The 12,169-nt window shown below is 67.5% G+C and carries 11 protein-coding genes; 7 read left to right on the forward strand and 4 right to left on the reverse strand.

The features are described 5' to 3' along the window. The first annotated feature begins 28 nt into the window (after nt 1–28). A complete protein-coding gene (locus HPY32_RS17585) occupies nt 29–877 on the forward strand; it encodes an SDR family oxidoreductase (protein ID WP_067579789.1) in 849 nt (282 codons plus the stop codon). A 32-nt stretch (nt 878–909) separates the two neighbouring features. Here HPY32_RS17585 and HPY32_RS17590 read toward each other — a convergent pair whose 3' ends face one another. Further along, on the reverse strand, nt 910–2,808 hold the full coding sequence (locus HPY32_RS17590; RefSeq protein WP_067579787.1) for a glycosyltransferase: 1,899 nt from the start codon (nt 2,806–2,808) through the stop codon (nt 910–912). Between the two features lie 105 nt (nt 2,809–2,913). Continuing rightward, nucleotides 2,914–3,420: a GtrA family protein gene (locus HPY32_RS17595; protein ID WP_231951370.1), complete on the reverse strand. Its 507-nt coding sequence runs from the start codon at nt 3,418–3,420 to the stop codon at nt 2,914–2,916. Between the two features lie 133 nt (nt 3,421–3,553). Here HPY32_RS17595 and HPY32_RS17600 point away from each other — a divergent pair, with 133 nt between their 5' ends. Continuing rightward, on the forward strand, nt 3,554–4,516 hold the full coding sequence (locus tag HPY32_RS17600) for a glycosyltransferase (protein WP_067579783.1): 963 nt from the start codon (nt 3,554–3,556) through the stop codon (nt 4,514–4,516). Continuing rightward, nucleotides 4,513–6,186, forward strand: a complete 1,674-nt coding sequence (locus HPY32_RS17605; protein ID WP_253949734.1) for a DUF2142 domain-containing protein — start codon at nt 4,513–4,515, stop codon at nt 6,184–6,186. Before HPY32_RS17600 ends, HPY32_RS17605 begins: the two co-directional genes overlap by 4 nt. 166 nt (nt 6,187–6,352) lie before the next feature. On the opposite strand, the gene rfbB is transcribed toward HPY32_RS17605, so the two are convergent. Continuing rightward, a complete protein-coding gene (gene rfbB / locus HPY32_RS17610; RefSeq protein ID WP_067584874.1) occupies nt 6,353–7,354 on the reverse strand; it encodes a dTDP-glucose 4,6-dehydratase in 1,002 nt (333 codons plus the stop codon). Nucleotides 7,355–7,786: 432 nt separating this feature from the next. On the opposite strand from rfbB, the gene HPY32_RS17615 reads away from it, so the two are divergent. Further along, nucleotides 7,787–8,491, forward strand: coding sequence for a DUF8020 domain-containing protein (locus HPY32_RS17615; RefSeq protein WP_171982906.1), 705 nt, complete (start codon nt 7,787–7,789; stop codon nt 8,489–8,491). A 191-nt stretch (nt 8,492–8,682) separates the two neighbouring features. Then, nucleotides 8,683–9,390: a DUF8020 domain-containing protein gene (locus HPY32_RS17620; RefSeq protein WP_067579777.1), complete on the forward strand. Its 708-nt coding sequence runs from the start codon at nt 8,683–8,685 to the stop codon at nt 9,388–9,390. A gap of 95 nt (nt 9,391–9,485) precedes the next feature. Here HPY32_RS17620 and HPY32_RS17625 read toward each other — a convergent pair whose 3' ends face one another. Next, a complete protein-coding gene (locus HPY32_RS17625; protein WP_067579775.1) occupies nt 9,486–10,490 on the reverse strand; it encodes an alpha/beta hydrolase in 1,005 nt (334 codons plus the stop codon). A 224-nt stretch (nt 10,491–10,714) separates the two neighbouring features. Between HPY32_RS17625 and rfbA the strand changes: the two genes are divergently transcribed. Further along, nucleotides 10,715–11,587 (forward strand): glucose-1-phosphate thymidylyltransferase RfbA, encoded by an 873-nt coding sequence (gene rfbA / locus HPY32_RS17630; RefSeq protein ID WP_067584871.1) that lies wholly within the window; start codon nt 10,715–10,717, stop codon nt 11,585–11,587. A gap of 2 nt (nt 11,588–11,589) precedes the next feature. Further along, the gene (locus HPY32_RS17635) at nt 11,590–12,150 is read left to right on the forward strand and encodes a dTDP-4-dehydrorhamnose 3,5-epimerase family protein (RefSeq protein ID WP_067579773.1); all 561 of its coding nucleotides are present in this window, start codon (nt 11,590–11,592) and stop codon (nt 12,148–12,150) included. Nucleotides 12,151–12,169 lie beyond the last annotated feature (19 nt).

The raw sequence follows: 12,169 nt of genomic DNA on the forward strand, positions 1-12,169 counted from the left end.
GCGATGGCACAACGTTGGGAGCTGGGCTATGACCGAAGCAGGCAGGTCGCTCGCGGGCCGGACCATGATCATGTCGGGCGGGAGCCGCGGTATCGGGCTCGAGATCGCCAAGCGGGCGGCGGCGGACGGGGCGAACATCACGCTGATCGCCAAGACCGATCAGCCGCATCCGAAATTGCCGGGCACCATTCACACCGCCGCCGCGGAGCTCGAACAGGCCGGGGGCACGGTGCACAAGTTCGTCGGCGATGTGCGCGACGACGAGGCCGTTGCCACGGCGGTGCGGCGGACGCGGGAGCGGTTCGGGGGGATCGATATCGTCGTGAACAATGCCTCGGCGATCGATCTCTCGCCCACCGAGACGCTGGAGATGAAGCGGTACGACCTCATGCAGGACATCAACTGCCGGGGCAGTTTCCTGCTGTCGAAGATGTGCATTCCCGCACTGCGGGAATCGGCCGCGGCCGGGCGCAATCCACACATTCTGACGCTGTCGCCACCGCTGAATCTGGATCCGAAGTGGGCCGGATCCTCGCTCGGGTACACCATTGCCAAGTACGGCATGTCGCTGACCACGCTCGGCCTGGCCGAGGAGCTACGCAAGTACGGCATCGGCGTGAATTCCCTGTGGCCACGCACCACCATCGCCACCGCCGCGGTACGCAACCTGCTCGGCGGCGAGGACATGGTCTCCACCTCCCGCACCCCCGACATCTACGCGGATTCGGCCTACCTGGTCCTCACCTCCCCCGCCACCGAAACCACCGGTAATTTCTTCATCGATGAGGATGTGCTTGCCGCACACGGAATCACCGATCTCGACAAATACCGGGTGGTCCCGGGCGACGGCCCACTCACCACCGACCTGTTCCTCTAGCCGCCGTTTCGACCTCCCGGCGCAGGCCGGAATCAGATGCCGTACAAGCGTTCCCAGTTTTCTCGGCTGGTGAGTTGGGGCATGGCGGTGCGGTACTGGTGGGTGAGGGTGGGGAGTTCGCGGTGCAGGCGGTGGAGGGTGCGCAGGGTGCGGAGCAGGAGGGCGCGGGCGCGGGGCTTGTCGCGGTGGCGGATTCGGACGCCGGATTGGGAGGCGTCGGTTACCACGACGTGGTCGTAGAGGGAGACGTGCCACCAGTGGGCGTCTTCGCGGGTGACGGCGACGACGCCGGGGGCGGTGCGGCCGGTCCAGTGCTGGATGGCGCGCTTGATCAGGACCAGCAGCGGGCGGCTGGGTTCGCCGCCGGCGCGGCGGACGTGCAGATCGGCGTCGCGGACCGGGGCCATGGCGGCGGGATGCTTGACGGTCTCGGCGTAGTCGGCGCGGCTGGTGCGGGCGGCGGTGAGGGCCGCGGCACCGCCGTCCTGGAGGACCCCGGGGCCCTTCAGGAAATCCTCGATGCCCTGCAGCGTGGTGTGCACCAGGCCGTACTGCATGGCCACCAGATGCTCGGCGATTTCCCGGAACAGCTTGCGCGTCACGGCCTTCGGGTCCAGATCGGTGTGCAGCGCGCCGACGATGAGCGAGTTGCGCATGCTGAAGTAGCGCGCCCAGTCGTCGTAGTCCTTCCAGTAGAAGTCGGCGTGCCACACCGCGGCATTGGGCAGCGTGACGGTCACGAAACCGGCCTCGCGGGCGCGGATGCCGTATTCCACGTCGTCCCACTGGAAGAAGATCGGCACCGGCAGGCCGATGCGCGCGACCACCTCGGCCGGGATCAGGCAGGTCCACCAGGCGTTGTACCCGGCGTCGACGCGGCGTTCCTGATTGCGCTTGAGCATGCTGGTGTTGCGCAACGCCTTCGGCACCTTCTGCCCGTGCCGCAGCTCGTTCAGGTGCACCTCTTCGGCGCCGACATTGAGGTAGTCGGGGTTGAGCAGGAACAGCATCTGCGCGCCGACCAGCGTGGGTTCCACCGTCATATTGGCGAAGGCGTTGAGCCGCACCACCGTTTCCGGCTCGCACAGGATGTCGTCGTCCATCAGGATGACGTCGGCGTGCTCGTTGGCCGCCGACACCTCGTACAGCCCGCGCGTGAAACCGCCCGCGCCACCGAGATTCGGCTGCCGGATGTAGCGCAGCTTGTCGCCGAACCGCGGCGCGGTCTCCTGATACAGCGGCCGGTCCTCGACCAGATCGGTGCCCTGGTCGACCACGTAGACCGCATCGATCGCGGCCAGCACCGTCGGATCCGACGCCAGCGCCGCCACCGTGTGCGCGCAGTCCTCGGCGCGGTTGAAGGTGCAGATCGCAATGGCAACGGGCCGAACGTGATCCGGCGCGGCCGCGGTCCAGGCGAGCTCGGAGATCGTGAGTTCCCCACCGACGGCGTCGAATTCGAGCCACAGCGCGCCGCCGTCGACGTACTGGTCCAGCTTCGCCGTCAGCACCACCCGCCCGTCCGCACGCACCTCGGCGGTGTCGACGATGCGGCGATGCCCGGCAATGTCGGAGGCCGCCAAGCGGATTCGCGCCCGGTCGGCCACCTCGAGGGTCATGCCCACCTCGACCTCGGTCACGGTGGTCCAGCGCTGCCAGTAGCTGGCGGCGAACCGGCCGAAGTAGGTGTTGGTGTGCGCGGTGGCGCCCTTGTCCAGGCGCATCGACAGCCGCTCGCGGGTGGTCTTGCCCTTGACCGCCACGGCGTACAGCTCGTCGCTGATCTTCGGAGACGGTCCGGTGAAGATGCCGCGCGCCAGTACCAGCCGGTCCGGAGCCTGGCGGTCGCTCCGCAGGGTGGCGGGAGCAGGGTCGGCGATCCGATGGTCGCTCGCTTTGTCGGTCACGGCCTGCCCACCAGGCTTGTCCATAGGATTCCCTCTGTGTCCGATGGCGTCGCCTTCGGCGCCGCGGATTGTCGCCGAAGTCGCACTCTGACTGTCCCGCTCGGCGCGGGCGGCACCATTATCTCCATCTCACGCGGCTCCGGCCGACCGGGCCGCCGACTCGCCCGTGAAGACGAATTTGTCATACGCCCAGTAGCGGAAGACGACCGCGACAATCTGGCCGATCAGGGTGCCGGAGATGTTGTCCGACAGGGGCGTCGACAGGTGCAGCACGTAGCGGGAGAACCCGAGGCAGCCCAGTTGCAGGCCGATGGCGATCACATTGAACACGGCGTAGAGCAGGTATTCGCGGGCCGGGCTGCCGCCCTTCTTGTGCGCGAAGGTCCACCATTTGTTGCCGAAATAGGTGACCACCGTCGCGACCGCGATCGCGATGATCTTGGCCGGTAGCGGGGCGTGGTAGAGCACGCCGTGCCCGCCCCAGAAGACCAGCAGGTTGTAGGTGCCCGCATCGACCAGGAAGCCGAGCGCACCGACCACCAGGAACGCGCCGCCCGTGCGCAGCGCGGCCAGCACCTTCGCGAACGGGGACGCGGCGGACGCGGCCGGCGGGGTCACGATCTCGCTGCTGGACACCCGGCGACGGTACCGCATGCCCCCGTAACGGGTATCTGACACAACGAGGGTTACCGGGCGTACCCCTACGCCTGCCCTGTACCCTCCCGGTGTTCCGTTATTTCACCGGCCGATCACATGAGGGATTGACGGGGTGGACCCCACCGAGCTTCGTATCGCCGCAGTGGTGCCCTGCCACAACGAGGAGGCCGCGGTCGCCAAGGTCGTCACCGACCTCACGGCAGCCGTGCCGGGCATCGTCGTCTACGTGTACGACAACCTGAGTACCGACGCGACCGCCGAGCGGGCCCGCGCGGCGGGCGCGATCGTGCGCACCGAGACCACGAAGGGCAAGGGCAACGTGGTTCGCCGGGCCTTCGCCGATATCGAGGCCGACGTCTACGTGATGATCGACGGGGACGACACCTACGACGCCTCCGCCGCGCCCCTGATGATCAAGACGCTGCTGGACGGCCCCTACGACCACGTCCTGGGCGTGCGCAAGCAGGACGAGGGCGCGCAGGCGTACCGGGCCGGGCACGAGACCGGCAACCGGGTGCTCAACGGCGTGGTCGGCAAGGTGTTCGGCGAGAATGTCGAGGACATGCTGTCGGGGTACCGGGTGTTCTCGCGCCGGTTCGTGAAGAGCTTCCCGGCCGTCTCCCGGGAATTCGAGATCGAGACCGAGCTGACCGTGCACTCGCTGCACCTGCGGGTGCCGCAGACGCAGGTGCACGTGGGTTTCCGGGATCGCCCGGCGGGCAGCGAGAGCAAGCTGCGCACGTACCACGACGGATTCAAGATCCTGGCGCTGATCATCGGCCTGGCCCGGCACGAGCGACCGGTCGCCTTCTACGGCCTGTTCGGCACGCTGTCGTGGCTGATCTCGCTGATCCTCATCACACCGATCGTGGTCCAGTTCTACGAGATCCACCAGGTCCCGAGGTTCCCGACCTTATTCCTCGGCTTCACCCTGCTCCTGCTGGGCAGCCTGGCCTGGACCGCGGGCCTGATCCTGGACGGCATCCGCCGCTCCCGCCACGAGGCCGCCCGACTGATGTACCTGCGCTACTCGGCGGTGGGGGCGGAAGGCGCCGAGCAGAGGCACGGGAGATGACGACGGAAGCCGAGGCGGGGGTGGGTCCCGGCCAAAAGCATGCCGGGAACAAGGAAATGGACGGCACGGCCGGAAACAAGGGAGTGGACCGCTCGGCGGAGAACATGGAAGCGGGCCAGTCAGCCGTGGACATGAAAGTGAGTCATCCGGCCGAGAGCGTGGAAGTGGACCGTTCGGCCGGGAACTCGGAGGTGGGTCGCCCGGAGAGTGGGGCGGGGGGGTTGGCTCGGGTGTGGTGCTGGTTGCAGCGGCGGGTTGGGCTGGGGGCGGCGGGGTTTGTGGTGGTGGCCGGGGTGTTCGGGGTGATTTTCTCCGTTGTGACGCCGCCGTTTTGGGGGCATGACGAGATTACGCAGTTCGGGCGGGCGTATCAGGTGGCGCAGGGTGGGTTTCTGCCGGAGCGGATCGCCGATGATCGCGGTGTTTCCTACGGGGGCGATATTCCGCTGAGCATCGACGGGCTGATGGGGTACGCGTTCGGGGATTACAACCGCAAGCCGGTCGAACCGGAGAGGTTCGCGGCCGATCCGGTGGCCTATCGCCTGCTCGGGTCCGCGCCGGTGACCTCGGCGACCAAGCCGATGTGGTTCACCAATACCGCCGCCTATTCGCCGATCCCGTATGTGCCTGCGGCCGTGGGCATTCGGCTGTCCGAGGCGTTCGGGCTGAATGTGGGCGCGACGGTGCAGCTGACCCGGATCGCCGGGCTGGTGGCCTATCTGCTCGTGGTCGGTTTCGCGCTGCGGGCGCTGCGCGGATTCCGGATCCAGTGGCTGGCGTTCACGGTGGCGGTGCTGCCCATCGCGCTGTTCCAGGCCGGGACGGTCACCGCCGACACCATGACCAACGCGCTCGCCCTGCTGGTGTCCTGCCTGCTGGTGAAGGGCCTGTTCCTGGGCGCCCGACTGTCCCGGGTGGAGACCGCGGCAGCACTCGCCGCAACCGTTGCGCTACCGCTCAGCAAGCCGACCTACGTGCTGCTGGCCATGCTGGTGGCGCTGATTCCGGCCCGGCAGTACGGATTCCGGAACTGGCTGCGCTGGATTCCGTGGATCGGCGCGGTGCTCGGCGCGGGACTGTTCGCGGCGTGGATGAAGGTCGCCGCGCCGACCGGGGACGGCATGGGCCTGATGCGGCCACCGGCGCAATGGCATTCGGTGCGGCCGGGCGACCAGCTGCACGGCATCCTGAGCCACCCCGGGCATTTCCTGTCGGTCTTCACCGACAGCATCTGGTATCGCGATCAGCGCTGGTTCACCCAGTTCTTCGGCGAGCTCGGATTCGCGTACATCGATGTGCCCGCGGTGTCGATTCTGGCCTGCCTGCTGGCATTCGCCGTCGCCGTGGGCATGGCCGAACGGCTGACGGGCGACCGGTGGCGGACGATCGTGGTGGCGCTGACGGTGCTGGCGAGCGTCGCGATGATCTATGTGACGCTGTACATGTCGTTCTCGCCGGTCGACTACTACCTGGTCGACGGGGTGCAGGGGCGGTACTTCGTGCCGCTGGCGGTCGTGGCCTTCGCGGTGCTGCTGCGGTGGATGCCGCTGCGGCTCACCAATACTCGCGGGGTGACGCCGGTGCGGGGGCCTGCGATCGCGGTTGTGGTTGCGACTGTGGTGGCGTTGGTGGCGGCGGTGGCGAAGTACCACTTCATGGTCTGGGGTTGAGTTCACCGCCTTGATTCCGGCGTGCTTTTGGCCGGAATCTCAGTGGGTCCCGGCCAAAAGCACGCCGGGACCAGAGGAGGGGAAGCACGCCGGGACCAAAGGAGGGAAGCGTGCCGGGACCAAAGGAAGGGAAGCACGCCGGGACCAAGGCTGGGAACGTGGGCGGCTACAGGACCTTTTCCCCCGCGGCCACATAAGCGCTCTCCGTGGCGGCTTTCTGTGGGCGCCACCAGGATTCGTTGTCGCGGTACCACTGGATTGTCGCGGCCAGTCCGGCGCGGAAGTCGCGATACCTTGGCTCCCAGCCCAATTCGGTGCGCAGGAGGGTGGGGTCTATGGCGTAGCGCTGGTCGTGGCCGGGGCGGTCGGTGACGTGGTCGAAATCGTCTGTGGGGCGGCCGAATTCGGCGAGTAGCTGCTGGACGACGGATTTGTTGTCGAGTTCGCCGTTCGCGCCGATCAGATACGTCTGCCCGATGCGGCCGCGCTCCAGGACGGCCCAGACCGCGCGATTGTGGTCGTCGACGTGGATCCAGTCCCGAATCTGATGTCCGGCCCCGTACAGCCGCGGGCGCACCCCGTCGATCAGATTGGTGATCTGGCGCGGAATGAACTTCTCCACGTGCTGATAGGGCCCGTAGTTGTTGCTGCAGTTGGAGATCGTCGCGCGCACCCCGAACGAGCGCACCCAGGCCCGGACCAGCAGGTCGCTGGACGCCTTGGACGCGGAGTACGGACTCGACGGGTTGTACGGGGTGGTCTCGGTGAACGCCGGATCGTCCGGCTCGAGGTCGCCGTACACCTCGTCGGTGGAGATGTGGTGGTAGCGCACATCGTGTTCGCGCACCGCCTGCAACAGCGCGAAGGTGCCGACGATATTGGTCTGCACGAACGGCCACGGCTGGGCCAGCGAATTGTCGTTGTGCGATTCGGCGGCGAAGTGCACCACCGCGTCGGCGTCGGCGACGAGCCGGTTCACCAGCTCGGCGTCGGCGACATCGCCGTGCACGAAGTCGATCCGGTCGGCGACCGGGTCGAGCGAGGCCCGATTACCGGCGTAGGTGAGCGCATCGAGCACCACGACGCGGGTGTCGGGCCGCTCGGTGACGGTCTGATGGACGAAGTTGGCGCCGATGAACCCGGCGCCGCCGGTTACGAGCAGTCGCACGACCATCAACCCTATCGTCCCCCGCCGGGCGGCCGGACCGTTCCGCACCGAAGCTAGGAGAATGCCTCGCATCGGCACGGTCCGGAATGCGCGATTACACCAAGGCGTTACCGTTCGGAAATAATATCCGAAGCGGGCCTTGATAATTCACATTCGCTATCAGGCGACGCAGATCATCGTGCGGCCGAAAAACAGCCCTCCCGGTCGGTGACCTTACTCACAGGGAATCACGGCGATCTCACCGGCCGCAAGGCTGTCGAAACCGTGGAAACCCCATGCACACTGCGTGTTTCCGATACCTGACGGTCGGCAAGGACGCAATGGTGAACAAGAATTGAATGAACGGTCACGGCAGGTTCACCGCACGTTAGCTGATCTGGATTTCGATTCATACGTCCCCCTCTGAACCACTCCTACCGAGGTTCCACAAAAATGCTGATGAGGAAATTCGCCGCGACGTCGGTCATGCTGATCGCCGCGCTCGGCGTGACGGCCGGTACCGCGAACGCGGCCCCGGCCGACGATGCCGGTGCCGTGAACTACAAGGCCACGACGACCGACAAGTCGACGATCATCCAGACCGATGCCGGGTCGTTGGATGTCGAGAACGGTGTCTTCAAGATCAAGGCGGCCAATGGGGCGACCCTCGCGGGCACCGACCTGAAGTTCCGTGTGGATGATTTCGAGTTCCCGATCGCGGCCGATATCGCCGGTCGCACCGCGACGCTGACCCCGCAGTTCGATCTGGCGCACGCGGTCTACAAGCCGGTGGATCTGCCCTATCAGGACACCGCGCCGTGGAAGACCCCCTACGACCGCGAACAGGCCGCCTGGAACCGGATGAAGGACACCATCGCCACCGGCGCCACCATCGGCACCCTGATCGGCGGACTCGGCGGCGGCGCCGTCGGCTGCGTCCTGGGCGGCATCGCCGGTGCCACGGTGGCCACCGCCGCGATCGTCGGTCTGTTCGGTGCATTTGTTCCGGCGGCCGTGATCGGCTGCCTCGGCGGGATCATCGCTGTGGGCGCGCTGGGCACCCTGGCGGGCCAGTTGCTGGTGACCGCCCCGGTGGCTATCGCCGCTGCGGTGCAGTACTTCACGACGATCAACGCGCCGTTCACCCCGGCCAAGTAATTCGCTTCGCGCCGAGGACCTTTCGGCGCTCCGGCGACACAGCGCCCGCCCGGCGACAGTCGGGCGGGCGCTTCAGTCTCGCAATCTTCCGGCTAATATTCACAAACCGGACATCATTACGGCACTTTCCGTTCGTCGGCTCCGGTTTCGATTCGTCGGTCCCTATTTGACCGTCGATCGAGGACCGAAGAATGCTGATGAGGAAATTCGCCGCGACGTCGGCGCTGCTGATCGCCGCGCTCGGAGTCTCGGCGGGCGCCGTGCACGCCGAGCCCACCGACGCCCCCGTGCACTACAAGGCGACGGCCACCGATACCGCCGCCGTCCTCCAGATCGACGGCGGCTCGATGGCCGTCGAGGACGGGGCCTTCAAGATCAAGTCTGCCCGGGGCGCCACCCTGGCCGGGACCGAACTGAAGTTCCGCGTGGACGATTTCGAGTTCCCGGTCGCCGCGGACATCACCGGCCGCACCGCCACCCTGACCCCGCGGCTCGACCTGGCGCACGCGGTCTACAAGCCGGTGGACCTCCCGTTCCAGAACACCGCGCCGTGGAAGACCCCCTACGACCGCGAGCAGGCCGCCTGGAACCGCATGAAGGACACCATCAGCCTGGGCGCGACCGTCGGCACCCTGGTCGGTGGCCTCGGCGGCGGCGCGGTCGGCTGCGCCCTGGGCGCCATTGCCGTCGGCACCGGCGCGACCCTGGCCACCGGCGTCATCGGCGGCCTGTTCTCCTTCCTGCCCGGCGCGGCCGTCGGCTGCCTCGTCGGCGCGGCCGCCATGGGCGCGCTGGGCGTCCTGGCCGGACAGCTGCTGGTGACGGCCCCCGTGGCGATCGTTGCCGCCGTACAGTACTTCACCACGGTCGGTCAGCCTTTCGTGGCGGCTCCGAAGTAGGCGCGGATCGGTAAGTCCCGCAAGGGTTTACGGCAGCACCCCCGCTCAGTGATCTGCGCGGGGGTGCTTTCAATCGGGCTCTATCTACGCATCGCTCATGCCGTGCGGGCCACCGACGCCGATTCGACTCTCGCCCGGACGAATCGGGCCACCCGGGCGAGGGCGGCTCGGCTTTCCGGCAGGGCGGGCATGATGCTCATGAAGGCGTGGACCTGGCCGCGCCACAGTTCCAGGGAGTTCGGGACGCCCGCGGCGGTGAGGCGGTCGGACATGAGTTCGCAGTCGTAGCGCAGTAATTCGTCTTCGCCGACTATGAGCAGGGCCGGGGGAAGGGTTGCCAGTGCGCCGTTGACCGGGGAGAGGGTCGGGTCCAGGCGGTGGTCCGTCTCGGCGCCGAAGCGGACCATCCGGCGGACGGCCGACATCGGGATGTAGGCGTCGCGGGTGACGTTCACGTAGTCGCGCTTGGCGTGGTAGTCCAGGTCCAGCAAGGGGGACAGGCCGACCAGTCCGGCGGGCGCGGGCAGGCCCTCGCACACCGCGCGCAGTGCGGTGGCGAAGGTGAGGTAGCCGCCCGCGGAGTCACCGGCGAAGACGATGCGGGCGGGGTCCGCGCCGTGCCGCAGCAGCCAGCGATAGGCGGTCAGGCAGTCCTCGACCGAACCCGCGATGGGGGTCGACGGGAGCTGGCGGTATTCGACGTTCACCACCGGCAGCCCGGTGCGTCGGGCCAGGCTGGCCGCGATCGGCCGGTGCGAATCCAGGCCGCAGAGGAAGAAGCCGCCGCCGTGCATGTACATCACCGCGCCGTGCCGCAGCGCCCGGCGCGCGCCCGCGGGCCGCAGGATCTCCATCCGAAAACCACTCAGCCGCACCTGTTCCCGCTCCACGCCGCGCGGCTGCGGGCGCAATCGGGCCAGGCCGTCGACGAATGTCCTGGCGAACGGCATGGTCAGCGGGTAGATCGGATAGCGGCGGATGACCGGGCCGACCACGCCCCGGCAGGCCAGCAGCAATGCCTGCGAATGCAGGCTGATTCGATCGGGATTCACGACGGTGCCGGGGTCGTACCGGGTTTCGCCGACTGGAAGAGCCACCATCGCGCACCTACCTCACTCCGGCGCGCCGAACACGGCAACCGGAGCGGGTCGCGAGGCGTCGGCGCTGACATCTCACGCGGGTCTTTTCAGAAGACCACAGTGAAAGTGACCTACGCAACAGGTATTCGCCCGATCGGCCCCCTGTCAAACCCCTGTGATCGTTTCGCGGTCGAGTCGGAACCTCGTCGAGCCCACGGCCGGTGCGACTGGCACACTTGCGTGACATGCGCGGAATCATCCTGGCGGGCGGGACCGGATCGCGGCTGCATCCGATCACGCGCGGCGTGAGCAAGCAGCTGGTCCCGGTATACGACAAACCGATGGTGTACTACCCACTGTCGACACTCATGCTGGCCGGTATCCGGGACATCCTGGTGATCACCACGCCCGAGGACGCCGACTCCTTCCGGCGGCTGCTCGGCGACGGCGCCCGGTTCGGGCTGGCGCTGTCGTATGTGGTGCAGCCCGAGCCCGACGGGCTGGCGCAGGCGTTCGTGCTGGGTGCCGACCACATCGGTACCGGCTCGGCGGCGCTCGTGCTGGGCGACAATATCTTCCACGGCCCCGGGCTGGGCACCCGGCTGCGCCGCTTCCACGACATCGACGGCGGGGCGGTGTTCGCGTACTGGGTGTCGGATCCCTCCGCGTACGGCGTGATCGAATTCGCCGACGGGAAGGCCGTTTCCATCGAGGAGAAGCCCAAGCTGCCGCGCTCCAACTACGCCATTCCGGGGCTGTACTTCTACGACAACGACGTGGTCGAGATCGCGCGCGGGCTGCGGCCCTCGGCGCGCGGGGAATACGAGATCACCGATATCAACCGGGCCTATCTGGAACAGGGCCGGTTGCAGGTGAATGCGCTCGAACGCGGTACGGCGTGGCTGGATACCGGTACCTTCGATTCGCTGCTGGATGCCGCCAACTATGTGCGGACCATCGAGGAACGGCAGGGTCTGAAGATCGGGGTGCCCGAGGAGGTGGCCTGGCGCATGGGATTCATCGACGACGAACAGCTGTCCCGGCTGGCCGAACCGCTGGTGCGGTCCGGGTACGGCAGATACCTGCTCGGCCTGCTCGAGCGCGGACGGGATTGGTGAGCATGCGGATTCGAGAGATGGCGGTGCCGGGCGCGTGGGAGTTCACGCCCGCCCTGCACGGCGACGAGCGCGGGGTGTTCGTCGAGACGTTCAAGGCGTCGGAGTTCGAGAAGGCGGTCGGGCGGACGTTCGATCTGCTGCAGGTCAACACCTCGACCTCGGCGGCGGGCGTGCTGCGCGGCATCCACTACACCGAGGATCCGCCGGGCCAGGCCAAGTACGTGAGCTGCGTGCGCGGGGCGTTCCTGGACGTGGTGGTCGACCTGCGCCCGGGCTCACCGACCTTCGGCACCTGGGACAGCGCGGTCATCGACGACGTGGATCGACGCTCGGTCTTCCTGTCCGAGGGCCTGGGCCACGCCTTACTGGCGCTGGAGGACGACTCGACGGTCAACTATCTGTGCACGCTCGAATACACCCCCGAATACGACCGCGGCCTGGACGCTTTCGACCCGCAACTGGGGATCGACTGGCCGACGGTGGGTCGCGACGGGCGACCGCTGGTGTTCTCCCGGTCCCCGAAAGACGCTGCCGCGCCGCGATTGAGCTCGCTGAACTTTTGATTCCGGCCAAGAGCATGCC

The sequence above is a fragment of the Nocardia terpenica genome, from assembly GCF_013186535.1.
In the GTDB taxonomy this organism is placed as follows: Bacteria; Actinomycetota; Actinomycetes; order Mycobacteriales; family Mycobacteriaceae; genus Nocardia; species Nocardia terpenica.